We start from the raw sequence: 25,116 nt of genomic DNA on the forward strand, positions 1-25,116 counted from the left end.
TAAAGTAAAAGCCCCCTTCGCTAACGCCAAGGGGGCTTTTCTTTCGTCTGCAGTTTTGTATTGTCTACTATATTTCCCGCTACCTCTTTTATCTGTCCACCTCGCTATCCATACATATCTAGTATGATTACTTCCTTTGTTTAATAATCTTCATACTTCTGTTTTATGCTTTCCTTAACTTAAATATTCGCTGTCTATAAATCTACTTTAGTTGCTTGTCTCACTATATTTAGATTGTTGGTTGCCGATATTAGTGCTAAATTTGCAGGATGATAAAATCTCATCTATAAGAGCAAAAATATGAATGCTGGTAAACTCCCACCTTATATTGGCGCGTCAGATAAAGTGATTCTCTTCGATGGTGTTTGTAAGCTTTGCAACGCGTGGAGCAACTTTATTATTAAGCATGATCGACAGCGCGTTTTTAAGTTGTGCAGCGTACAGTCAGAAGAAGGTAAAAAAATACTTCTCCATTTTGGTCTACCTTCTGAATCCTATGAAACGATGCTTTATGTAGAAGGTTGTCAGTCTTTCCAAAAAAGCGATGCATTTTTTCAGATAGTGGCAAAGCTTGTCTATCCATGGAAAGCAGTTTGTATCTTTAGGGTTATTCCAAAGCCAATACGTGACTGGATGTATGATCGCATTGCTTTAAACCGCTACAGTTTGTTTGGGAAATACGATTATTGTACTCTACCATCGCCAGATCACGAGGCGCGCTTCTTAGATGCAAAACATTAAGCTTTTTCATGTTTCTTTTGTCAGCAGGCTGCTATTAGGGTTCTTGTTTATTTATCATGGCTTAGTGCCCAAAATACTATGGCTAAGCGCGGTTGAAATTCATTTGGTTTCACTGAGTGGCCTTAATTTGCCAGCTAATATTGTTTCTCCATTAACTGGCATTGGAGAAATAATTTTGGGGTGCTTGATCATATTTTTTAGAAAATCTACTCTGCCTGTTTATATAGCAGCAGTCGCTTTATGTTTGTTATTGATCTTCGTAGGTTTAGCAAGCCCAGAATACTTGATTAGTGCATTTAACCCTGTTACCACCAATATCTTAGGGCTAGGTTTTTGTTATTTGATATTGTTTGTAGATAAAAATGATAATGCATAAGTGATGGTTCAAACGGTTCAATATTTTATGCAAAGAAACACATAAAAGTCGATATGAAAAATTCATACGATTAGTCTTCGAGACTTGAGTAACTAAGTTTATTAAAAGCTAAATGGAGTACTGATTGGCTTAGCGTCATGATGTGTTTGAATGGAAATTTATGCGTGAAGGTATGAAAAAAATCAATGTAATAGGAACTAGCGGAAGCGGTAAATCTACCTTTAGCTGTATGCTAGCGACAAAATTGAGTTACCCTTATTTTGAAATGGACGCGATGTTTTGGAAGCCTAATTGGCAAGAATCTACTGATGAAGAATTTTTTACCAAACTTAGAAGTTGCCTGTCTGGTGATACTTGGGTTCTTGATGGTAACTACCATAGAACAGCTGAGATAAAATGGGCCGATATTGATTCTGTTATATGGATAGATTACTCGTTCTCTCGTACTATTTATCAAGCGGTAAAACACGCATTTATTCGTTCAGTCAGCAAAACTGAGCTTTGGGATAATACTGGTAATGTTGAGACATTTGCTAAGTCATTCTTTAGCCGCGATTCCATTATCATTTGGACATTAAAAACGTATAAGCGTAACCGTATTCGTTACACAGAAATCTTTAACGATCCTAAGTATCGTCATATAGAGTTTGTAAGATTGAAAAGCCCTAAAATGGCCAAGGCGTATATAGACGAGCTACACACATCGTAAAGTGTTTAAAAAATGAATACGTCACAATTACCTTGGTTCTGCTTTACATTCTAGCCAATAATTAATTAGACGTGTCATATGGTTTTAGCTGCCTTTGGAAATCATCATGAATGTAACTAATATAAAAGTGTTTGTCCCTAGTAAGGATTATGAAGTCTCAAAGTTATTTTATTCTGAAATTGGCTTTAAACCCAAGTTTGTAACCGATAATTTAACACTCTTTCAAAATGGAGCGTGTTTTTTATATCTGCAACGGTTTTATAATCAAGAATTGGCAGATAATTTTATGCTGCAGATTTGCGTCTCAGATCTCAAAGAAGCGTTCGATTTGTGCTCAAGTTCCAAGCATAAGACAAGAATTACACCGATTCAACCAGAGGAGTGGGGCAAGGTCTTTTATTTATGGGGTCCAGCGGGTGAATTGCTGCATATCACTGAGTTTGATAGTTAATAATAAGTTTTGCGAAGATAGATTTTGTGCAGGCTTCGAACCAGCGGTAATTTTAGGCGTTATTTTAGATCTGTATGTAAAGGATAGATGTATGAGTATTCAAAAAGTGGCACTCATCACAGGTGGTGGTCGGGGTATTGGTGCTGCTACAGCGAGGCTGTTTGCCAAGCAAGGTTACGCGGTGGCTATTAACTATAAATCTAACTCAGAAGCGGCCAACAAACTGGCTGAGACGATCACGGCTGATGGTGGAAAGTGCATTGTGATTCAGGCAGATGTCTCTTTTGAAGAAGACGTCATCCGTATGTTTTCCACCGTCGATAAAGTGCTAGGTAGACTATCCGTACTCGTAAACAACGCTGGTATTTTGAAAAAACAATCCCGTTTAGAAGATATGACTGCCGACAGAATAAACGCAATACTCGTAAACAATGTCACCAGCTATTTTTTGTGTTGTAGAGAGGCGGTAAAACGCATGTCTACTCGGCACGGCGGCTTGGGAGGTGTCATTGTGAATGTCTCTTCTAGAGCAGCACGCTCAGGCTCACCGAATGAATATATTGATTATGCTGCATCGAAAGGCGCTATTGATACCTTAACTAAAGGATTGTCATTGGAAGTTGCGGCTGAAGGCATTCGGGTTAATTGTGTCCGTCCAGGGTTGATTTACACTGATATGCATGCCGATGGCGGAGAGCCGGAAAGAGTAGAGCGATTAAAGACAGTGATTCCACTGCAAAGAGGCGGGCAACCTGAGGAAGTTGCTGAAGCCATCTATTGGCTGGCGTCAGATAAATCTTCCTTTTCGACTGGAAACTTCTTGGATATTACAGGTGGTTTGTAAGTGGGATAAAGAGTTTAAAGATGAATACTTAATATTTTTTGCTTGGTTTATGTGAAGGTGAATAATAGCCTATTCTAGGTAAAATCTCCTTTCTTAGTAAAAAGGTACTTTTGCAAGAGGACTATAATTGGTTATATCAGAAATAATTTTATTTCTAACTTATTATTTTTTATATTATCTAATAATATACTTGATATACACTTTGTTAGTATACTGCTATTTTTAATTTTTTGATAAAATTTCACTTATCCTAATTAGCTATTATAGCTGGAGAAATATAGATGCAACGTAAATTATCAGCATTTATAGTAGGAATTTCTGCATACCCAGATGGTGCAGCACTGAAAAATCCAGTGAATGATGCCGATGACGTGACCGAAGCCCTTGAGGAATTAGAATTTAATGTGATAAAGATAACTGATGCTAGCGCAGAGGATATTGACAGAGGGTTGGAGGATTTTAAAGATTATCTTAACAATAGCGATGTGGGTTTGTTTTATTTTGCTGGGCATGGAATGCAGATCAAAGGCGAAAATTATCTTAACACTGTAGATACAAGCTTCGTAGATGAAATTTCAGCTAAACATTCATCGTTTCCTCTAAATCAAATTATTGATACGATGGATTCATGTACGAACTCAACTAATATAATTATTCTTGACGCTTGTAGGAATAATCCATTTATTAGAGCTTGGAATAGGGGGCCTGAACAGAGTGGATTGGCATCTGTTTATACTCCAAAAGGAACTTTTATGGCTTTTGCGACCTCCCCTGGTGAAATTGCAAAAGATGGATTAGGACGAAACGGTAGTTTTACGGAGTCTTTTTTGACTCATATAAACACTCAAGATGTCCCAATTGAAGATCTATTTAAGAGGGTTAGAAACACGTTATCAGCTAGAACATCTGGATCTCAAACATCTTGGGAACATACATCTTTATCTGGTAATTTCTTCTTCAATATGAGTATTGGGAGAATTGTTGATGAATACAGTTCTGAGTCGCTAGCAGACTCACTCTACATGCTGACATCTGGAAAAAAAATTGATGAAGTTATTAAAGACTTAAAAATAGGTAACTGGTATATACAGAACCCTGCAGTAAAAAAATTAACATCCGATGACATAAATGCTTCTGATAATGACTCCTTATTTGTATTAGGAAGGAACATATATCAAGCCTCTTGTGGTAGTTCAGACGCTGCAACAGAGTTTATTAAAAACTTCAAAGACGAAGTATTATTAGAAGAAGATAAGTCTAAGTGTATTTTAGATGGTATGTTATTCGAAATATTCTTCAACTCAAAGGGGGAGCTCAGATCAAGTTTCAAGGCAGCTCAATTTGAATTAGTGTTTTCTCTAAAATCTTATTCAAAGTTTTCAGGAAGCTTCGATTTTATATCTGAGATACTTTTGAAGTACCAGAATAGATTTTATGTGATACCTGGAAAAAATAACCAAGTTAATGTTGATGTAGTTTCACATAAAAACGATGAAAATGAAAATGTGATTGCGGAGATTCATTTTCAAGGTTTTAATATATTAAGAAAAGATGATAGAAATAATCGCTTAGATATGGGTACATATCCAATTAAATATAGTAAGTTAGTTAGACTTTTATCAGAAGAGATGATAATTCCTAACGCTCAACTAGTAGTTACAGCTTCTTTCACCAGTGAAGACAGGATTCTCTTCCCATATGGTATGAGCGTCAGTAAATGATGCAATAATTTGCGTAAAATAGGCTTCTTTGTTGGTGCGCTATTCTACTCAGCAATATGCGAAGAAAATAGAGAGAACTTCCTCTCTATTTATTAAAATAGATCTCTTAGTGAGAAGGGGTAAGTTGGCTACCTCTTCCACGGTGAGCATTAATACGAGAGTACAGAGCTTGCGAGTTCATGTTGAGCAGCTTCGCAATATCCTTAACAGAATAGCCTTTATCATAAATTTGCTGTAGCATTTCGTCTTGATCTTTACGTGGCATCTGATCAAAAATTGCTCGATTAAATTCTTTCTGAATACCGTTATTGAAAGGGAACATAGGATATATCCTTATACACATGATGACTAGTTGGTAGTAATCTAATATTAGTATGAAAAAGATACTGTTTTCATACTAATATTCTTAACTAGTCATTGTCAATATATAACTTCAACATGACTATTGCGGAAGTTAGAAAAATATAATGATTTGAGAGAATTCCCATGACCACGTCAAAAGTAACCTACCAAGGCGATTTGCGCACCACCGCCATCCACTTGCAATCAAACAATGAAATCATCACCGATGCGCCAACGGACAATCAAGGCAAGGGCGAGGCGTTTTCTCCGACTGACTTGCTAGCCACCAGCTTGGCAAGTTGTATGTTGACCATTATCGGTATCAAAGCCCGTGACATGGATATCGATATTGCAGGGACGACAGCTGAAGTGACCAAAGTCATGGCTGCTGATCCAAGACGCGTGAGCGAGATCCATATCATCGTGACGTTTAATAATGAACTTGATGATAGAACGCAAACGATCTTTTATAACACCGCATTGACTTGCCCAGTCGCCAAGAGCATTCATCCCGACATCACGCAGAACTTAACGTTCCGTACTGCTCGTGGCCTTTAAAGCTATGGCAAAAACACTACTGATAGTCGCGCATGCGCCATCGCCCAACACTGAAAAGTTGGCGCAAGCGGCTTACAACGGTGCCAATCATCCTGATATAGATATCAATGTCGTTTTGAAGTCGCCACAGGACACGCAGCCTGAAGATGTATTGGCTGCTGATGCATTACTACTAGGCACCACTGAAAATTTGGCGTACATGGCAGGGCTGACCAAAGACTTCTTTGATCGTTGTTACTATCCTGTGTTAGAAGAGAAGCAAGGTTTGCCATTTGCACTATACATACGTGCAGGACATGATGGTACAGGTACCAAGCTTGCCATGAAGACAATTACGACGGGGCTGCGTTGGTCATGGATTCAAGAGGCGTTGATACTACAAGGCGATTGGCAAGATAGCTTTACCGACCAAGTAGAGGAACTTGCCATGACATTAGCCGCTGGCGTAGAGGCAGGTATTTACTAGTAGTGAGTTGTTTGGGCAATCACTAGGGCAATATTTGACAATGCTCATCCATATATTGCAATCGATGCCAAGAGCATAATAGACGGTTTGGAGAATAATAATGCAGAACGATAATCCAAATAGTAAAATTGATATCGCTGCATTGCCATTTTCGCAAGCGTGTGAGAACAACAAGCAGCCCATCTTAGAAGTATTACAAAGCGAGCTGCAAGGCTTTACGCATGTACTAGAGATTGGTTCTGGAACGGGTCAGCATAGCGTCTATTTTGCACCGAATTTACCTGAGATACAGTGGCAGACCAGCGATGTCCTCAGTAATCATCGTCATATAACCGCTTGGCATAATGCCTATCCTGCGCCCAATCTATTTTTGCCGCTAGCGTTTGACTTGGATCATGATTCGATACCTGTTAATACTCATTTAAATAGCAGTCATTTAGATAGCAATCATTTAGACAAGCCTTATGATGCGTTATTTACGGCTAATACGTTACATATCATCAGTTGGGTTTTGGTCAAACGGTTATTTGCATTGGCTAGTGATGCGCTACCTATGGACGGCAAGCTAATTGTCTATGGCCCATTTAATGAGCATGGCAAATATACCAGTGAGGGGAACCAGCGATTTGATGCGATGTTAAGACAAGGTAATACTGACAGCGGCATCCGCGATAAAGAAGACATTGTCAGTTTGGCAAACGCACATCATCTACAACTCACTAATACATATGTAATGCCTGCCAATAATCAGCTATTGATATTTCAGAAACGTTAAATTGTTAAAGCCTCAGAAAAAAAGACACCGCAATTGATCGTTATAAGATCTTGATTGAGGTGTCTTTTTATTTAGCGTTACTTATATGGTTACTGATATTTTTATACCGCTAGGCTATTTATATTCATCTGCCAAAAAATCTAAATAGCGTTTCCAAGAACGCTCATCAGCGCGAGCATCATATCTATCGCTTCCGAACACGCTAAAGGCATGTGGCGCGCCACTGTAGGTGATCATCTCATGAGGTACATTAGCCGTTTCTAACGTCTTACCCAAAGTAGCGAAGCTCTCGAGAGACACGGATTCATCAGCAGAGCCATGGAATACCAATATCTCGCCTGTGGTATTATCATAATTTTGACCTGCTGGGGTATCAAAAGCACCGTGGAAAGGAACAAAGGCTTTTTGCTCAAAGCCAGATCTGGCAATCTCCAAAGCAACCGTGCCACCAAAACAATAGCCCATCGTTACGCCATTACGGACATTGTTACCTTGTAACTGGCCTGCAGTTAAAGCGCCAGCAACGATGCGTCGCATCTTGTTTCGGTCATCATATAGGGCGCCGGTCAAACGTTTATTCTCTTCAACAGACGTAGGGCGAATGCCTTGCCCAAACATATCTGCTGCTAGTACGTTGTAACCTTCTTCGGCCAACATGTCAGCGCGCTTGCGCTCATAATCTGTCAAACCGTCCCAATCATGAATCAATAAAATAAAAGGGGCATTCGGCTTATCGGCTTTGGCGTAATAGCCTTCGTATGCTTGGTTATCTACCGTGTAGGTAACATTTTTGGTCGTAATCGCGGCCGCTGTCTGACTAAACGTCAGTGCCATCACGCCCATTGATGCACCCACAACCAATGAATGATAAGATCTTTTAAACAGAAAATTCGCAGTTGATAACATAATAGATCGCCTTATGATTTAATAAAAAAGATAAATATATGGCTAAGAATGCTATCCATTTTATTTATCAGTGAGTTTTAGTTTTCATAAAATCATACCTTAAAGAATAACTACATTACAAGACTCGATTGTTAATGTCTTAATTTACATAAGAGAGATTAACATGCTTAAAAAAAATACATGATGTCTTATTTATGACAAGTGCAAAAGTTAACTAAATATAAACAAGGTTTACCATAAGTGAAGCTCGATTTTGGGTAGTATGGCTCGTAAGCCTATTATTTTTTTATATTTTTTAATAATTGGTAACATTGAAAACACAGATAAATAATCGACAGACGAAGTCATCATTATCTCCAAGGATACTAAATCTGTGTAAGTAAATTATTAATGGTCTCAAAAGGGATCATTTTATTCACTAGCCAGGACATTTTATGAATAATAATATTGATCATACCGACCCCGCCAAAGATATGAACATGGAACGTGGCAACGGTGGCGAGACTCATCAGCGTGCAGGCGAGGACACCAAAGTGTTGACGACTCAGCAAGGTGTGCCCATCAGTGACAATCAAAACTCGCTCAAAGCCGGTAGTCGTGGCCCCACGCTACTAGAAGACTTTGTATTGCGCGAAAAAATCAATCATTTTGACCATGAGCGTATCCCTGAGCGTATTGTTCATGCGCGCGGTAGTGCAGCGCATGGCTATTTTGAATTAACAGAATCATTAGAAGAGTATACCGTTGCCAAAATCCTGACAGAAACAGGCAAGCAGACGCCACTCTTTACGCGTTTTTCTACCGTGGCAGGTAGCAAAGGCTCAAAAGATACACCTCGTGATGTTCGCGGGTTTTCTGTAAAAGTCTATAGCGAAGAGGGCAACTGGGATATCGTTGGTAACAACATGCCGATTTTCTTTATCCAAGATGCGATTAAGTTTCCAGATTTGATTCATGCGGTTAAGCCTGAACCTGATCGCGGTTTTCCGCAAGCGGCCTCGGCTCATGATACGTTTTGGGATTTTGTATCGTTAAGTCCTGAAACCATGCATAACCTGATTTGGCTCATGAGCGATCGTGGTTTGCCACGTAGCCTACGTATGATGGAAGGCTTTGGTATTCACAGCTATCGTTTGATTAATAAAGAAGGCAAAAGCACCTTTGTACGTTTCCATTGGAAACCAGTACTTGGTGTGCAGTCAACCACATGGGATGAAGCAGTAAAAATCTCTGGCGCTGATCCTGATTATCATCGTCGTGACTTATTTGAGTCCATTGATAACGAGATGTATCCTGAATGGGAATTTGGTGTACAGCTATTTACAGAAGAAGAAGCGGATAATTTCCCATTTGACCATTTAGATGCGACCAAGCTCATTCCAGAAGAATTGGTACCCGTAAAAATCATCGGTAAAATGGTATTAAACCGCAATGTCGATAACTTTTTTGCAGAAACTGAGCAAGTGGCGTTTTGTCCATCGCACGTGCCACCTGGTATCGACTTTAGTAACGACCCATTACTCCAAGGTCGTCTGTTCAGTTATCTAGACACTCAGTTGTCACGCTTGGGTTCACCAAACTTTGCACAGATTCCAATCAATGCACCGAAATGCCCGTTTGCCAATAATCAGCAAGATGGTCATATGCAAATGCAAGTACCTAAAACACGTGTGCTTTATGAACCACAAAGTCTAGATCCAACTAGACCGCGTGAAAGCGCTAAACGTGGTTTTGCCTCATTCCAAGAGCAGCTGGATGATGGTGTCAAAGGTCGCATAAGAGCAGAAAGCTTTGCCGATCATTACAGTCAGCCACGTATGTTCTATCGCAGTCAAACCGCAGTAGGACAAGCGCATATTGCCTCCGCTTATGCATTTGAGTTGGGTAAAGTGGATACCGCTCATGTACGTACCCGTACGCTGAGCCATCTGCGTCATATCGACGAAGAGTTAGCAAACCGTGTGGCTACTGCACTTGGTATGGAACTACCAGAACCAGCTGATGCTGCCGCGCCTGTGCAAGATTTGGCCACTTCTGAAGCAGTTCAAACTATTGGTATCAGCCCAAAAAGCTTAAAAGGTCGTTTGGTCGGTATCTTAGTGGCTGAAGGTTCTAGCCATAGCGAAGTTGAGAAGTTTGAAAAAGCGGCTCGTGAAGCTGGCGCTAACGTCAAGATCGTTGCTCCCAATAAAGAAGTGATTTTAGATAACGGTACGCGCATTCAAGCGGATGAGCGTTTGGCTGGCGCGCCTTCAGTCATCTTTGATGCTGTGGTAAGTATCATCATGCATCCACCTGCTAAAAAGCTGGCCAAAGACGGCGCAGCACTAGACTGGTTTAATGATGCGTATGCGCATTGCAAAGCGATCGCTTATTGCCCTGCGACCGAAGAGCATATCTTGAGCAAATTACCTATTGAAAAAGATGCCTTTGTGACGCCACTTGATGATGTTGAAGGTTTTATCGAAAATGCTAAAACTCGTCTATGGGAACGTGAGCCAAAGGTACGTGATTTGGCGTAACTTATGAATCCATAAGGTTTATTTTGAACACAAAAAACCCAGCTTATGTGCTGGGTTTTTTTAGGGATAAAAATTTTTCGTAAGATATTGAGATGACCATAGGATAAACAAATAATAGTCACAAGCGTTCACTGAAAAGGATTTATTTCGTATTGATCAACGTTATACTAAAAATATAAATACGATCTAGTCAGGGACGATGAATGAGTTTATGTGAAATTGTACGTTTAGAGGGATATATCCAAAGTACGTATCTGGCGGTCTATCCTGACAAAATCCTATTATTAGATGGCGGTTGCCGTCCTGATGTGGCAATGGTGCTAAATTATATTGCAGTCAATTTGCAAAGACCAGTAACGGATCTAAAAGTAGTCATGGTCACTCATATGCATCCAGATCATGCAGGTGGCGCTCATAAATTTAGAGAAAAAACAGGCTGTCTGGTGGTTTCAGCCGATAAACAACATCAGTGGTACAGTGGGTTTGGTGGCCGTGCCATGCATCTTGTGGACATCAATCTTGCGCATTATGTAGCGAAACGTCAAGGCCGATCATCCAAGAATCTATATTATCCAGCGCATCTCAAACCTGATGTTAAGGTCAAAGATGGTGACGTCGTACCAGAGTTTGATGAATGGCAGGTGCTTGAGACGCCAGGACATACAGACCGCGATTTGTCTTTGTTTCATGTACCCAGTCGGCAAGTATATACGGCTGATTTGATTATTAAACTGCGTCATAAGTTTGTGGCGCCTTTCCCCATTTATGACCCCAAGGTGTATATCGAGTCACTACAACGCATAAAGGACTTAAAACCTTCAAAGGTTATGATGGCGCATGGCGGTGAGCTGGTGATAGATGAGGCAACTTTTGAAAGTTTAATTATCCAAGCACCGAAGCACCCACGCACGATTAAGGATACTATTAAACATAAATTGCTGTGGCGAAAGGAGGCTGGCTTCAGTATTCGTAAGCACAAGCATTAATAAATATTTTGAATAAAAAAAAGCCCCGTCAATTAAATGACTGGGCTTTCTAAATATGGTGGGCCGACCGCGACTCGAACGCGGGACCAATTGATTAAAAGTCAACTGCTCTACCAACTGAGCTATCGGCCCTGAAGAGCGTATAAAAAAAGCACTGCTTTTTTAGCTCTGCAAGTGAATTTACATGTTCGTAAATTCGGTGAAGTTTTCTAAAAGAAAGCTTCTTAAACTTTGTTACTTATTACGCCAATACCTGATAGGGCAATGTACACAACAAGCGCACTACTAAATATGGTGGGCCGACCGCGACTCGAACGCGGGACCAATTGATTAAAAGTCAACTGCTCTACCAACTGAGCTATCGGCCCTGAGTGAGGATAAAACAAAGCACTGCTTTGTCCGAGCGCAAGAGAATTTATATTTTCTTAAATTCTAAAAACACTGTATCCAAACTAGGTTTGCATTTACTGCAAGATAAACTTCCTTAAAGGAAAGTTTATTGAAACCAGACATCTAAAAAATGTCTCAAACTTAATTTTTTATATATTGAGTTATCAATAGTAAAAAATACATTAAGCTTGCTTCAACGTTTAAAGCATTTGTATCCCTAAACGTGAGAGCACATTATATATATTATTATGACAATTACAACCCCGAATTTGAAAAAAAATGCCAATCTCAAGTAAAAACATATATTTTTTCAAAATTTCACTGTGGTTTCATACAAAGTATTGAGCATTTTGCTTACACGTATTAGAAATGGCTGCTTAATCTCTAGACAGTGCTTCCACAGGATCCAATTTAGCAGCATTACGTGCTGGCAGGAAACCGAAGACGACACCAATCAGCGTTGAGCAAACAAACGCTGCAATGATAGAGGTTGACGAGTAGATCACTTGAAAGCTGTCACCGCCCACACGGTTGATGAGTTCACCGACAGCAAATGCTAAGCCAATGCCAATTAACCCTCCTAACACACAGACCAAAATGGCTTCAATCAAAAATTGCTGCATGATATCGTTTTGGCGTGCACCGACAGCCATGCGTACGCCAATCTCATTGGTGCGCTCGGTGACTGATACCAGCATAATATTCATCACGCCGATACCGCCAACGACCAAAGAGATAATAGCAATAGATGAGATTAATAACGTCATTGCCGTGGTAGTTGATTCAATAGTTTGGCGAATAGAGTCTGAGTTAGTGATACGAAAATCATCGGTGCCATGACGGCTTTCGATCAATTGATAGATAGCAGATTCAGCAGCGGTAGAGGAGATGTTATTATCAATCAGTGCAACAAAGCTTTCAATGTTGGAGCCGCCTATGATACGTGACATCATCGTCGTATAAGGCATGTACAAGGTTGGTGTATCGACACTTCTACCAAAGCCACCAGTATTAGGTGCAAGAACACCTATGATGCGTCCTGGTACGCTACCGATCAACACCACCTCACCGATGGGGTCGGGATTATCTGGAAAAAAGGTTTTTTTGGCATTGTCATCAATGATGATGTCTTGTGTTCGGCGTAATATACTTTGCTCATTAAAACCCTGACCTTGTATCAGTGTTTCACCACTGACACTCAGGTATTCTTCACCGACGCCACTGATGCTGGCTGCTTCTTGGATGTTGCGATAACGCACATCCAAATTGGTATCAAGCTGAGGACTGACACTGAGGACATAAGGCTGATCGGCAACCGCTTGCGCATCTTGCGGTGTCAAATTGTCATCGTTATATTGCCGTCTGGGATCTCCATAGGGATAGCCATCACGCACGGTAATGGTATTGGTGCCAAGCGAGCTGATGTTAGAAAGTATTTGCGCCTGTGAGCCTTTTCCAAGCCCGACGACTGAGACCACTGACGCAATACCAATGATAATACCCAGCATGGTAAGCAAGGTACGCATTTTGTGGGCGCGCATCGCTAGCAAAGACATTTTAAAGGCTTCAAGCAAACGATCGATGAAGCTGCTAAAAACGCTTTTACGATTGTTGTCTAAAATCGGCTCAGGTTGTACGTGGTTTTGCTTATAATTATCGTTTTTATAATCGGCAATTACGTAGCCGTCTTTGAGTTCAATCACACGCTCGGCTTGCGCCGCGAGATTGGGGTCATGGGTAACCATGATAATAGTATGACCTTGAGCGTTTAGGTCATACAAGATTTTCATAACATCTTCGCCAGACTTGCTATCAAGTGCCCCTGTTGGTTCATCCGCTAAGATGATATCGCCACCATTCATGAGTGCACGGGCGATAGACACACGCTGCTGCTGACCACCTGAGAGCTGGTTTGGACGATTATTGACTTTTTCGCCCAAGCCCAAATCTGTTAATAGTTTTTCGGCACGCTCGTTACGGGTTTGTCCATCCATACCAGCATACACGGCGGGGACAGAGACATTGTCTCGCGCACTGATATCGCCAAGCAAATGGTAACGCTGAAAAATAAAGCCAAAATGCTCACGGCGCAGTTTGGCCAGCTCATCGGCGTCTAAGCGACTGACTGACTGTCCATATACTTTATATTCACCAGCAGTTGCCTGATCCAAGCAACCTAAGATATTCATTAAGGTCGATTTGCCAGAGCCTGACTGACCAATGATGGCGACCATTTCGCCTTGATTGATGGTCAGATTGATATCATGGAGCACCCGAATGGTTTGTTCACCAGCTTTGAACTCTCTTATTAGCCCTTTGACTTCCATCAATGGGGTATCTGCTGCGATAGTAGGGCTGGGGTCTAGGGTATTCATTTGCGCTGCTACCTATATCAATACTGATTACATAATTGCTTTTGTCAAATTGAGTAGATACTTATTGATTAAGATACTTACTCTAAGATACCTACTCAATTTTTGTGATTAAGCGTTAAAAAGGTCTACCACCTTTGCTGCCTTGTCCTTGCTCTGCACTTTCTTCGCTTAATATCACTTCATCGCCTTCATTTAGACCGCTCAAAACCTGTACATTGACGCGGTTATTGATACCCGTTGTGACTACTTGTTCCACTACTTGACCATCCGCTTTTAAAACGCGAACCTGAGACGTTGTTACATTTGGATCGGCGTTGGGTGTACGTGCGTTGCTAGTCTTGCTGATAGGTTGTAGGGCTGCAGCCGGGATAAGTAAGGCGTCTTTTGCTTGATCGATGACAATATAAACCTGTGCGGTCATATCAATACGAAAACGTCGGTCAGTATTAGGTACTTCGATATAGCCGACATAGTAAATCGCAGAATCGGTCGAGCTGGTATCACTGATTACTTCGGGGGCAGGTTCGACGGCCTTGAGAACAGAGTCGAATTTTTGATCAGGATTGCCAATGATGTTGAAATAAACAGGCATCCCAGCATTGACGTTGATAACGTCAGCTTCGGATATTTGCGCGTTGATACGGACAGTAGATAAGTCTGCCAATGTAACGATGGTTGGCGCTGTTTGATTGGCGTTCACTGTGGTGCCTTGCTCGGTGGTGATTGATACCACCGTACCTGATATCGGTGCACGGATAGTGGTATAGCTGAGATCTTCTTGAGCAGTACTGACGTTAGTCTGTGATTTGCGCAGTGCCGCTTGTTGGCTATTGATATTGGCGTCTGCGGTAGCAATGGCTGCTTTAGCGGTATCGATAGCAGCACGTGCGTTAGCGACAGCCGCTTTGGCGGTTTCTACGCTGGTCGCTTGAGTGTCATACTCTTGCTGGGATATCGCGTCAATGGCGACCAAAGACTGCAAACGGGTAAAGTCCGACTGCGCTTGTTTGAGCTCAGACTGACGGCTGGCAAGATCGGCATAAGCACTTTCTAAGCTGGCTTGACGGCTCAATGCTTCTGCTTGAGCGCTTTGAATCGCAGCAACGCTTTGATCAAGGCTGGCTTGCTCATTGCTTAAGTTATTTTTTTGCGTGACTTGATCGATTTGGGCAATCAGGTCGCCTTGCTGCACTTCATCACCAACCTCGACGTAAAGGCGTTTTACTTCACCGGACACCTGAGCACCGACATCAACGGTATTGAGTGCTTTGACTTTACCAGAAGCCATCACGTTATTTTCGATATCACCAATTTCAGCCTTGGCAGTCAAATAGTTAGGGGCGACTTCTTCTGGTTTTAAGAAAGTGTAGGCCAAAGCCCCTAGTGCTATGATAACTAAGGCGATAACTCCCCATTTAATAGCAGATTTTTTGCTCATTTTGCGCATGACAACTATCCAATCACAATTAAATCAAGTGTAACTATAGTAGAGACTTCACAGGCAAAAGGGAATGGCAATTAGTTTAAGAAAGGTTAAGGCAAGGTCGGGGCAGTAAAAGTATAGAAGGAAAATGGAAATGAGAGAGAAAGTCAGAGTAGAGAATAAAAGAGAAAAGATGATTGATATTTATCGGCTAGCAAACAAACGCTTTCCTGCCAGCTCAAGTGCTGCCTGTAATAATAGCTCCCATGCTGGCTGGCGAATGAGGCCTTTGATGGCTTGGTCACAGCGATAAAGTAGGGCGAGCCACTCGGCAGTTTGCGCGTTTGAATGCCTGCGGCAAGCTTGTTGATACAGTCCTTGTTTACTACGCCAAATGCCAAGTGCTTGTGGATCTTGTCCATCCATCAACTGCATAATTTGACGCATGTCTTTACTGATTGCCCAAAGGACTAATGTGGTTGGCTCATCTGTGGCTTTGAGCTGAAAAATGATTTTGGCGACTTGTGGGCTGTTGCCTGCAAGCATGGCATCAGACAAATCAAACACACTAAATTGCGCATCACTGACCAGCGCGGCTTGTAAATCGTTAATGTCCAAAGCCACATTTGTCGTAGGCTGTGTAAGCTTATCTACGTGTTGATACGAGTCGTCATTGTTACCAACTAACTGCGGAGCAAATAAATAAGACAGTCGCCACAATGTTTGATAAGCACTTAATAAGTGGTGTTCGGTATGTGACATAAGCAGCTGCCAAGCATCTTGAGACAGTTTTAGCCCAAACTGCTCGGCTTGTATTTGTAGTAATTGCTGTCGTTGCTGCTCGTTGTATAAATTACAGTCAATCACGTGACCATATTGAGCAAACGGCGCAAACCATTTACTGCTTTGAGTACGGCGATCTTGTTTAGGTGTTAACCATAATAAGCTGTGACTATGCGCCCCTGTTTGTGCATCCTGTGCAAAACGTTCTAGCGCTTCGATAACGGCTTTGTCCGGTTTATGATTGCCTGTCACGATTAGCGCACTGGCATCGTCAAATAAAGATTGGCTGCCAAGCTCCGATAGCACTTCTTGCCAGCTCTTAACCGATATCAGCTCTATACGCTTGATTGCGTAATTCTGCGCGCGCCAATGTGGCCGCATGGCATCGATAAGCCATTGACTCAGTAACGGTTCATCACCATGCGCCAGCCACAAGCCAGCTACTGCAACGGAAGGCTGTAGTAGTTTTGGATAGGCTTGTATAAAGGTATCTTGCATAGACTCATGAGACACAAGTTGATGGGGGTGAGTAACGTAACGCGTTTATTTTGAACGGTCTATACGTTATGGGGTTGGCACTACTACTGCTGTTGAGGCAGAGCCGTTACCAGCAGGTATAGGTTTACTAGCGCCATTCGATGTCACTTTAGGTAAAGAGATGGCGACATATTGGTCAGTAATACGGCGCGCTAAGCTGTCATAAAGCCAATCGCGGATTTGGTCACCTTGTTGATCATCAGTATTTACCGACGCCTCATTATATTGATAACTGCGCTCGACTTGGATAGCGTTGCTTAGTGTCATTGGTTTGCCATTTTCTATCGTTTGGTAATTGACATCAGCTGACAGTACTAAGCGGATTTCTGTCAAAACACCGACCAGCTCATAACGCCTAAAACGGACGTTATTGATAGTAATAGCGGCAACGGGTGCAGCGCCAGCTTGTTGATTGTTATTGGCAACGTCAGCCACAGTCATATTATCAATAACGTCGACACCCAACGTTTCTAGGCTGCGCGTTAATGGTAGCTTGAGCGGAAACGAGGTACGATTGTCTTCGATAATCACCGCTGTTTTGGCGACATTAAGTAGCATCGGAGCGTCATAGCCACGTAACTGAAAGCCGCAACCACTCAGACCAGCTGTTGCGCCCAGCACTGCAAACATGGGTAAAGCTGCAAGTAGCGCTGTGGCTAGCTTTGGTACGTTCGACTTTTTGATAAAAAGGGTGTGTTTGCTTAATCTGGTTTGATGTGACTGCCCAGCTCGATGTTTATTTGACATAAACGCTATCCTTATATGATAAGAAGGCCTAGCGCATTAAAAGCACTAAGCCTAAAAGATCTAGCCTACAACCACGATATTAACCAGTTTATTAGGGACGACGATTTCTTTTTTGATCTCGCCAGTAATGAACTTTGCCACACTCTCCATCGTCCGAGCTTGTATTTTTAATTGCTCAGGATCACTGTTCGGTGCTACATCCATTTTGCCACGCATTTTACCATTGACCTGTACCACCATCGTAATAGTATCTTGTACCAGCGCGTTTTCATCAACGGCTGGGTAGTTCAAGGTCAATGTATCAAGGCCTAGCTGCTCAAGTAAATGCTCACCAACGTGCGGGGCATATGCCGATAGCATAATGAGCAAGTTAACCAGTGCCTCGTGTTTTACTTGCAACGCTTGCTCGCCACTCTCGTTAAAGCCAGTTAGCTCATTGGCAAGCTCCATGAGGCTCGATACTGGCGTGTTCAATGCCAAACGCTCACCCAAATCCTTATCAATTTTGGCAATGGTTTCATGCGTCTTGCGACGTAGGTTTTTCGCTTCTTTGCTCAAGTTTTTAGTATCAAACGAGCTATGATTTAGCATGTTTAACGGCATACCTGCACTTGCCAATGCTTGGACATGATCGCTGGCAATGCGCCAGACTTTTTTCACAAAGTTATAAGGGCCTTTTAAAGCATCATCTGACCACTCTAACGTTTGATCCGCAGGCGCAGTAAACAGCGTGTATAGACGAACTGTATCAGCGCCGTATCTATCAATGGTTATCTGTGGATCAACGCCATTGTTTTTTGACTTGGACATTTTTTCGATTTTGCCAATCGTCACGGGCTGTCCATCCAGCTTTAAGAGGGCTTTGATTGGTTGTCCGCGCTCGTCATAATCAATATCGATGTCTTCTGCAAAATAATAGGTGGTACTGCCATCAGCATTGACGCGGTAAAAAGTACCAGCAAGTACCATACCTTGAGTCATCAGATTGGCAAAGGGTTCATCACCGGTTACTAAGTTCTCATCACGCATGAGCTTGTGGAAGAAGCGTGCATACAAGAGGTGCATAACAGCGTGTTCTACACCGCCAACATATTGATCGACAGGCAGCCATTTGTTGGCAGCCGATTTGTTGACCATGTTTTGTGCATCATTTGGACTGGCAAAGCGTGCGTAGTACCAGCTCGATTCAACAAAAGTGTCAAAGGTATCGGTCTCACGCTCAGCAGGATTGCCACATTTCGGACACGTGGTGTTCACAAATTCTGGCAAGTTTTTGAGTGGGTTACCACGACCGTCAGGGACGACATCAGTCGGTAAGACGACTGGCAAGTCTTGCTCTTCGACAGGGACTGTGCCGCAATGCTCGCAGTTAATCATTGGGATAGGACAGCCCCAATAACGCTGGCGTGATACACCCCAATCTCGCAAGCGATACTGAATTTTTTTCTTAGCCAGTTGCTTGGGTTCAAGTTTGGCCAGCATGGCTTCAAACGCTTGCGCAAAATCTAACCCGTCAAATTCACCTGAGTTTACTAAAACATTACGTTCGGTATAAGCGAGATTGGCCTGAGTATCATTCGCTTTGGCATCTGCTTCTATCTCATCAAAATACCCAGCAGGAATGTCGATAACTTGCTTAATCGGTAAGTTATATTTGATCGCAAATTCATAATCACGCTCATCATGAGCAGGAACCGCCATAACGGCGCCTGAGCCATAACTCATGAGTACATAGTTGGCAACCCAAACAGGCACTTCTTCACCTGTGAGTGGATGAGTCACGGTGAGACCCGTGTCCATACCGATTTTTTCGGCTTTGGCCAAATCTGCTTCAGCGACCGAACCTTTTTTGCAAAGCGCACAGAATTGCGCAATCACTTCATCGTTCTCAGACGCGTACTGGGCGAGTGGATGCTCTGCTGCGACGGCGACATAAGTCACCCCCATCAAGGTATCAGGACGCGTGGTGAACACATCTAAAGTATTTTCTTGGCCAGCCAGCTCATAAGAAAAATGCACCTCCATACCTGCACTACGACCAATCCAGTTACGCTGCATGGTTAGCACTTCAGATGGCCAATGACCCTCTAACTGATCTAAATCATCGAGTAGCTCATCGGCATAATCAGTGATGTTGAAGTAATACATAGGGATGTCACGTTTTTCGACTGGAGCACCACTACGCCAGCCTTTACCGTCGATGACTTGCTCATTGGCTAAGACCGTATTGTCGATCGGATCCCAGTTAACCGTGGCAAGCTTTTTGTAAACCAAGCCTTTTTTGTATAACTGCAAAAACAACCACTGCTCCCACTGATAATACTCAGGACTACAGGTGGCAAATTCACGTGACCAGTCGATTGACAAGCCTAGTAATTTAAGCTGTGCGCGCATGTTGTCAATGTTAGCAAACGTCCATGCAGCAGGCGGGGTTTGGTTGGCAATCGCGGCATTTTCTGCTGGCAAGCCAAAGCCATCCCAGCCCATTGGTTGCATGACCTCATAGCCTTTGAGGCGATAATAACGGCTCAATACATCAGAAATCGTATAGTTACGAACGTGCCCCATGTGCAGCTTGCCACTTGGATAAGGGAACATCGACAGCATGTAACGACTTGGCTTGTCGCTTGGCTCATTACCCACTTCATAGCGCTTGTCTGTTGCCCATTTGGCTTGCTGCGCGGCTTCTATCTCTTGTGGGTTATAATAATTGTTTTCTGATTGGTCTGCTGTCACGGCATTGCTCATAGTCGGCTCGAAATTGGTTGATACAGATAAAAAATAGGTGGAATTTGACAATGCCATAGCATAGCGTAATTTGACAAAAATTGCGATGATATGATGACTTTGCTTATGAGGTTTACCACTTAGAAGTGGCTCATTAGAAGTGACGCAAAATTGATAAGCTGTTTCGTCTATTCAGACTTGGGTATAATCAAGCAGACAATAATCGTTACCAAGGAGTTTCCATGACCATCACTATTTACGGTATCAAATCTTGTAGCACGATGAAAAAAGCGTTTAACAAGTTGGACGAATTAGGTGTCAGCTATGAGTTTCATGACTATAAAAAACAAGGCATCGATAGACAAAGTGTACAGCGCTGGGTAGATGAACTGGGTATTGATAAAGTGCTCAACAAACGTGGAACAACATGGCGCAAGCTAGATGACAGCCAGAAGCTTGCAGCTGATGCCAGCGCGAATCATGCCATTAAGTTGCTGGTCGAAAATACCAGTATGATTAAACGACCAATGGTAGAAGGTCAGCTTCTCGACAAGAACCAAGGTCAGACAATATTGCTTTGCGGGTTTGACGAAATTGAGTTTGAAAAAGTTTTTTCATAAAAATGTTGTCAGCTTGGCGCATTATAAATTATGCTAACGTTTATAGAATAAAGTTTGCTAATTTAGTGTATTCAATAATGGAAATAAGACGATGAAAAAATTATTAATAATGGCTGCCTTCACATGCGCTCCTTTGATGGTTACAAGCGTTCAAGCGGCTGATACATCTACCAAAATCACTTTTGCAAAAGACAGTTATTGCGGCAGTTTTGCCGGTAATATCGAAAACGGAAAAGTATTTCGTCTATGGCTTACACCAGATCAAAATCTAGTCATTCGCAATGTGGGCGATGATCAAATAAACGTTGCTTATGTATCAGGGCCCAGTGGACGCCTAAATGGTGATCGCTATGACAATGAAACCTCTTATATCACTGAGCGTAAAGGTAATCACCGTATGAAAGTCTATGGCAATAGTAGCTATAGCTCGATAGAGTTTTGTGCTTATTAAATCCTTTGAGAGACTCGTGATAAAGCCTGAGTTTAGATCAATCTAAACTCAGGCTTTATCACGCCTACAATAAACCACAGCACACTAAACGCCCAGATAATGAGAACATATAGGCGAATCTGTTCGGCATTCCAGTCTAGCGCAAACCACTCAATGAGAAAAAAGGACTTCCAACCCTCGACCCATTTCGCGCCACCATAGCCAATAATCCACCAGCAATACAAACTTTCTAGTATAAAAAGCAGACACCATAGCCACAATGCCATTTTTTACTCCTACGCTAGCTCAAGGTAGAATCTAAATCACGACTGATGAGTGTACCAACGCCTTCATTGGTGAAAATCTCAAGTAACGTGGCATGAGGGACACGGCCATCGACGATAACGGCACTTTTTACGCCACTACGAACCGCATCGAGCGCACATTGTATTTTGGGAATCATACCACCTGAAATCGTACCGTCTTCGATTAAACTGTCGACTTTTTTGGGCGTGAGTCCAGTGACTACCTCACCATCACGACCCAGTACGCCTTTGATATTGGTCAGGAGCATGAGCTTTTCTGCTTGCAAAAATTCAGCCACTTTACCCGCGACCAAATCCGCATTGATGTTATAGGTATTGCCTTCGCTATCAACCCCAAGCGGCGCGATGACGGGAATAAAGTTCGAAGAGATAAGCATATTAATCACGTCTTTATTAACACTGACTACATCACCGACGAATCCTAAATCAACAGGAACAGCAATACCGTCTGCGCCGATTTTTTCCATCATCAGTTTTTTGGCAGTAATCAAGTTGGCATCTTTACCCGTGAGGCCAATAGCGCGGCCACCATGTTTATTGATTAAGCTCACGATAGACTTATTGACACTACCGCCCAAGACCATTTCTACGATATCCATGGTGCGTTTGTCAGTGACGCGCATACCATCGATACGATCAGATTGACGTCCCAGCTCTTTTAGTAAATTGTCAACTTGTGGGCCACCGCCATGTACGACGACTGGATGCATACCAACGGTTTTTAACAAGACAATATCGCGCGCAAACGAGCTTTCAAGCTCAGGATCAGTCATGGCATTGCCGCCATATTTGACCACGATAAGTTTGTCAACGAAACGTTGGATATAAGGTAGGGCGGTGGTCAATACCTCAGCGGTGATTTTGGCTTCATCTAAATTCAGTGTCATTACAAGCTCCTAAGGTATGGTTTAGAGGGTTTTGTTTTTGTATATGATAATTTTTGCAGCATGATTCATAAACAATCGATTGTCAGGATAGGCTTATTCGGCAGGCATAGTAGCGATTTGTCTTGCCAATTGTTTATCAAAGGGGTGACATAGAGCTGCAAATTTTGCTTGGATCTCTTTGAGATCCTCTAAAGTGTCACCAGCAAAACGGGCAGTCAGTTTGTGGCTAGTGTTTGATTGACGCAGTACCCCAAAACCGTGTGCAAAATCTAAACGTACCCCATCGATACAGCTCAGCTTGGTTCCTACTGGTAGTAAATCTCTGGCTTGTTTGAGTGTTATGCGTTGTCTGTTTGCTGAACAACGACAGAACGATGGCAAATCAGTATGTATCAAGTAATCGTCAGCGTCCTCTTCTACAGTCATATCCACAAGTTTGCGTAAATACTGACAAAGTCTGCTCAGCTGCTCGACGAATGAGCAGTCACTTTCAGGGATTGTTGGCATTGGTAGATAATGGTCAGCGGTATTAACCATGGCTGGTAAGCATTGTGTAATATCAGTGAGAGATCTTTTGCCATTGCCATTGATATCGTCAGCAGCGGCTAACCAGTGCAATAGGCGTAATGCTGCATACATTGCATCATCATAAATAATAAAGCGCTGATCATTAAATATGAAATGCCCTGACAACTCACCGGCAAAGAGAATCTGACTGTCAGCATGCTGCATCTGTTGACGCATAAAGCTGCTACCCGTTTTACTTATCACGGGGACGGTGCCAAGCTCAGACAGCAGTTTTGGCAGATGGTGGGAGCACTTAATATCAAAGAGGATTTGCGACGTCAACGATGCATCAGTTAAGGGTGTAGGACGTTCAGCCAGCGCCACTTGTGCCAATAAGTACAGTAAATGATCGGCAATGACCACGCTACCGCTATTGTCAACGACCATCAAGCGATCGCCGTCACCATCAAAGGCAATACCTATGTCTGCCTGATGATGAAGAACACTTTGCTGTAACTGTTTAAGGCGATAAGGTTCAGTTGGATCAGGATTGCCAAAGGGTAAATTGCCATCTGCTGTGTCATTGAGCATGATGATTTGCCTGCAAAAACGATCAAATAAACGCTCGGCGATATTGCTAGTGGCACCGTGTAGACAATCAATCACCACGACCAAATCAAGTTTGTCAGAAGATGAAGTATTATTTGAATTCTGTTTACAGGACGGATAAATTTGCCAAAACACTTGCGCGATAGCATCGATATAGACCTCGATGACTTGCTCACCCGATAGGTCGTTTTGATTGGTCGGCATAGGAATATCAAGTGTGTTTAAAAGCGTGTTTTGAGCGTTGCGTTGGTTTTGTGAATAATTATCGGTCAGTTGCTGATACAGTAATTGAATCTCGCGGCTACTAGGAGATTTATGATTGACTAACCATTTAATACCTAAAATATCTTTAGCAGAATGACTGGCTGTTACAACGATGCCATGACCTTGATATTGCTCTGTCCAAAAAGCCATCATTGGGGTAGTAATTAACCCCAACTGGATAACTTGTAAACCATGTTGAGTCAGTATATTTGCTAGTGTCTGAGCAATGGTGTCACTCCCAAAGCGCATATCATAACCAATCACGACGATGTTTTTGTCCGTGTTTTTTGGATTGCTGTCATTTTGCGTGGTTGCGCTGTTTTTTACATCACTATCTTCAAGGTGGTGATTGGCCGCGCGATAAAGGTGAGCAAAAGCATTGCCCACAGCATATACAAAATCGGTAGTAAAATGCTGGCGCGACCCGCGAATATCATAAGCACGAAATAAGCATTGCTGCGCAGCAAAAGACGGCATCGCTTATTCTCCTTACTCTTGTGATTATGTTATGAAGTTTATTGTGAATGAAGTTATCGTGGTTAGGACATGTCTTCAATTCAATTGATGTCCTTTTGATCGATAGTCCTCAAAAAACAGTACCTATTGACGACCAGAATGACCAAAACCGCCTGCACCGCGCACGCTCTCATCACTAAATTCTGAGACAACTTCAAATTCAGGACGAGCAACAGGAACCACAATATACTGAGCCATACGCTCTGCTGGATTGAGGACAAAGTCTTCCTCACTGCGATTCCAAATACTGACCATCAGCTCCCCTTGGTAATCGGCATCAATCAGCCCAACCAAATTGCCCAAAACGATACCATGCTTATGTCCAAGACCTGAACGCGGCAAAATCATACCAGCATAATTCGGATCTTGAATATAAACGGCAAGACCTGTCCCTATTAAGTGTGTTGTACCCGCTTTAATCGTCAAAGGCACATCGATGCAAGCGCGCAGATCAATGCCTGCGCTACCATCAGTGGCGCGAGTAGGGAGAGAAAAGGCTTTATCTTCGATGATTTTAGGGTTCAAAACTTTGACTTGTACAGCTTGCATAACGCACTCACTTAAAAATTTGATGATCT

24 protein-coding genes and 2 tRNA genes are annotated in these 25,116 nt (G+C 42.4%); 13 read left to right on the forward strand and 13 right to left on the reverse strand.

The features are described 5' to 3' along the window. The first annotated feature begins 300 nt into the window (after positions 1-300). The 6 genes from M917_RS03585 (at position 301) to M917_RS03610 (ending at position 4,842) form a co-directional block, all read left to right on the forward strand. Entirely contained in the window at positions 301-741 is a 441-nt protein-coding gene (locus M917_RS03585) for a thiol-disulfide oxidoreductase DCC family protein (RefSeq protein WP_040641860.1), read from the forward strand. Next, entirely contained in the window at positions 728-1,117 is a 390-nt protein-coding gene (locus M917_RS03590; RefSeq protein WP_040641862.1) for a DoxX-like family protein, read from the forward strand. The genes M917_RS03585 and M917_RS03590 overlap by 14 nt, the downstream gene beginning before the upstream one ends. 160 nt (positions 1,118-1,277) lie before the next feature. After that, a complete protein-coding gene (locus tag M917_RS03595; RefSeq protein WP_021813405.1) occupies positions 1,278-1,826 on the forward strand; it encodes a P-loop NTPase family protein in 549 nt (182 codons plus the stop codon). A gap of 106 nt (positions 1,827-1,932) precedes the next feature. Next, entirely contained in the window at positions 1,933-2,277 is a 345-nt protein-coding gene (locus M917_RS03600; protein ID WP_021813406.1) for a VOC family protein, read from the forward strand. A gap of 91 nt (positions 2,278-2,368) precedes the next feature. Continuing rightward, the gene (locus tag M917_RS03605; RefSeq protein WP_021813407.1) at positions 2,369-3,121 is read left to right on the forward strand and encodes an SDR family oxidoreductase; all 753 of its coding nucleotides are present in this window, start codon (positions 2,369-2,371) and stop codon (positions 3,119-3,121) included. A gap of 281 nt (positions 3,122-3,402) precedes the next feature. After that, positions 3,403-4,842, forward strand: coding sequence for a caspase family protein (locus tag M917_RS03610; protein WP_021813408.1), 1,440 nt, complete (start codon positions 3,403-3,405; stop codon positions 4,840-4,842). A 106-nt stretch (positions 4,843-4,948) separates the two neighbouring features. Here M917_RS03610 and M917_RS14250 read toward each other — a convergent pair whose 3' ends face one another. Continuing rightward, the gene (locus tag M917_RS14250) at positions 4,949-5,164 is read right to left on the reverse strand and encodes an RNA polymerase sigma factor sigma-70 region 4 domain-containing protein (RefSeq protein ID WP_021813409.1); all 216 of its coding nucleotides are present in this window, start codon (positions 5,162-5,164) and stop codon (positions 4,949-4,951) included. A 164-nt stretch (positions 5,165-5,328) separates the two neighbouring features. On the opposite strand from M917_RS14250, the gene M917_RS03620 reads away from it, so the two are divergent. The 3 genes from M917_RS03620 (at position 5,329) to M917_RS03630 (ending at position 6,983) form a co-directional block, all read left to right on the forward strand. Beyond that, positions 5,329-5,742 carry an OsmC family protein gene (locus M917_RS03620; RefSeq protein WP_021813410.1) on the forward strand — a complete coding sequence of 138 codons (414 nt, stop codon included), beginning with the start codon at positions 5,329-5,331 and terminating at the stop codon, positions 5,740-5,742. 4 nt (positions 5,743-5,746) lie between these two features. Continuing rightward, on the forward strand, positions 5,747-6,208 hold the full coding sequence (locus M917_RS03625; protein ID WP_021813411.1) for a flavodoxin family protein: 462 nt from the start codon (positions 5,747-5,749) through the stop codon (positions 6,206-6,208). Positions 6,209-6,308: 100 nt separating this feature from the next. Then, entirely contained in the window at positions 6,309-6,983 is a 675-nt protein-coding gene (locus tag M917_RS03630) for a DUF938 domain-containing protein (RefSeq protein WP_021813412.1), read from the forward strand. Positions 6,984-7,097: 114 nt separating this feature from the next. Here the strand turns inward: M917_RS03630 and M917_RS03635 are convergent, their stop codons facing one another. Beyond that, positions 7,098-7,889: a dienelactone hydrolase family protein gene (locus M917_RS03635; RefSeq protein WP_021813413.1), complete on the reverse strand. Its 792-nt coding sequence runs from the start codon at positions 7,887-7,889 to the stop codon at positions 7,098-7,100. 434 nt (positions 7,890-8,323) lie between these two features. Between M917_RS03635 and M917_RS03640 the strand changes: the two genes are divergently transcribed. Continuing rightward, the gene (locus M917_RS03640) at positions 8,324-10,411 is read left to right on the forward strand and encodes a catalase (RefSeq protein WP_021813414.1); all 2,088 of its coding nucleotides are present in this window, start codon (positions 8,324-8,326) and stop codon (positions 10,409-10,411) included. A 203-nt stretch (positions 10,412-10,614) separates the two neighbouring features. After that, positions 10,615-11,397 carry an MBL fold metallo-hydrolase gene (locus M917_RS03645; protein ID WP_021813415.1) on the forward strand — a complete coding sequence of 261 codons (783 nt, stop codon included), beginning with the start codon at positions 10,615-10,617 and terminating at the stop codon, positions 11,395-11,397. A 56-nt stretch (positions 11,398-11,453) separates the two neighbouring features. Here the strand turns inward: M917_RS03645 and M917_RS03650 are convergent. The 7 genes from M917_RS03650 to leuS all read right to left on the reverse strand — a co-directional run bounded on the left by M917_RS03650 (position 11,454) and on the right by leuS (position 20,400). Next, a tRNA-Lys gene (locus tag M917_RS03650) sits at positions 11,454-11,529 on the reverse strand. A gap of 160 nt (positions 11,530-11,689) precedes the next feature. Next, positions 11,690-11,765, reverse strand: a tRNA-Lys gene (locus M917_RS03655). Positions 11,766-12,164: 399 nt separating this feature from the next. Continuing rightward, positions 12,165-14,162, reverse strand: coding sequence for a MacB family efflux pump subunit (locus M917_RS03660; protein WP_021813416.1), 1,998 nt, complete (start codon positions 14,160-14,162; stop codon positions 12,165-12,167). A 115-nt stretch (positions 14,163-14,277) separates the two neighbouring features. Next, on the reverse strand, positions 14,278-15,609 hold the full coding sequence (locus M917_RS03665) for an efflux RND transporter periplasmic adaptor subunit (RefSeq protein WP_021813417.1): 1,332 nt from the start codon (positions 15,607-15,609) through the stop codon (positions 14,278-14,280). Positions 15,610-15,789: 180 nt separating this feature from the next. After that, entirely contained in the window at positions 15,790-16,866 is a 1,077-nt protein-coding gene (gene holA, locus M917_RS03670; protein WP_021813418.1) for a DNA polymerase III subunit delta, read from the reverse strand. Between the two features lie 66 nt (positions 16,867-16,932). Next, the gene (locus M917_RS03675) at positions 16,933-17,652 is read right to left on the reverse strand and encodes an LPS-assembly lipoprotein LptE (RefSeq protein ID WP_021813419.1); all 720 of its coding nucleotides are present in this window, start codon (positions 17,650-17,652) and stop codon (positions 16,933-16,935) included. Between the two features lie 60 nt (positions 17,653-17,712). Beyond that, positions 17,713-20,400, reverse strand: a complete 2,688-nt coding sequence (gene leuS, locus M917_RS03680; RefSeq protein WP_021813420.1) for a leucine--tRNA ligase — start codon at positions 20,398-20,400, stop codon at positions 17,713-17,715. Between the two features lie 221 nt (positions 20,401-20,621). Here leuS and M917_RS03685 point away from each other — a divergent pair, with 221 nt between their 5' ends. Together M917_RS03685 and M917_RS03690 are read left to right on the forward strand one after the other, a co-directional pair. Continuing rightward, a complete protein-coding gene (locus M917_RS03685) occupies positions 20,622-20,999 on the forward strand; it encodes an arsenate reductase (protein ID WP_021813421.1) in 378 nt (125 codons plus the stop codon). Positions 21,000-21,090: 91 nt separating this feature from the next. Beyond that, positions 21,091-21,450 (forward strand): hypothetical protein, encoded by a 360-nt coding sequence (locus M917_RS03690; RefSeq protein ID WP_040641865.1) that lies wholly within the window; start codon positions 21,091-21,093, stop codon positions 21,448-21,450. Positions 21,451-21,482: 32 nt separating this feature from the next. Here the strand turns inward: M917_RS03690 and M917_RS03695 are convergent, their stop codons facing one another. The 4 genes from M917_RS03695 to dut form a co-directional block, all read right to left on the reverse strand. Further along, positions 21,483-21,716, reverse strand: a complete 234-nt coding sequence (locus M917_RS03695) for a hypothetical protein (protein WP_021813423.1) — start codon at positions 21,714-21,716, stop codon at positions 21,483-21,485. Between the two features lie 14 nt (positions 21,717-21,730). Then, complete coding sequence (argB, locus tag M917_RS03700) at positions 21,731-22,642, reverse strand: acetylglutamate kinase (protein WP_021813424.1); 912 nt, start codon at positions 22,640-22,642, stop codon at positions 21,731-21,733. Positions 22,643-22,735: 93 nt separating this feature from the next. Continuing rightward, positions 22,736-24,499: a phosphohexomutase domain-containing protein gene (locus M917_RS03705; protein ID WP_021813425.1), complete on the reverse strand. Its 1,764-nt coding sequence runs from the start codon at positions 24,497-24,499 to the stop codon at positions 22,736-22,738. Positions 24,500-24,622: 123 nt separating this feature from the next. Further along, positions 24,623-25,087, reverse strand: coding sequence for a dUTP diphosphatase (gene dut / locus M917_RS03710; RefSeq protein WP_021813426.1), 465 nt, complete (start codon positions 25,085-25,087; stop codon positions 24,623-24,625). Positions 25,088-25,116 lie beyond the last annotated feature (29 nt).

It is taken from the genome of Psychrobacter aquaticus CMS 56, from assembly GCF_000471625.1.
Lineage (GTDB): Bacteria > Pseudomonadota > Gammaproteobacteria > Pseudomonadales > Moraxellaceae > Psychrobacter > Psychrobacter aquaticus.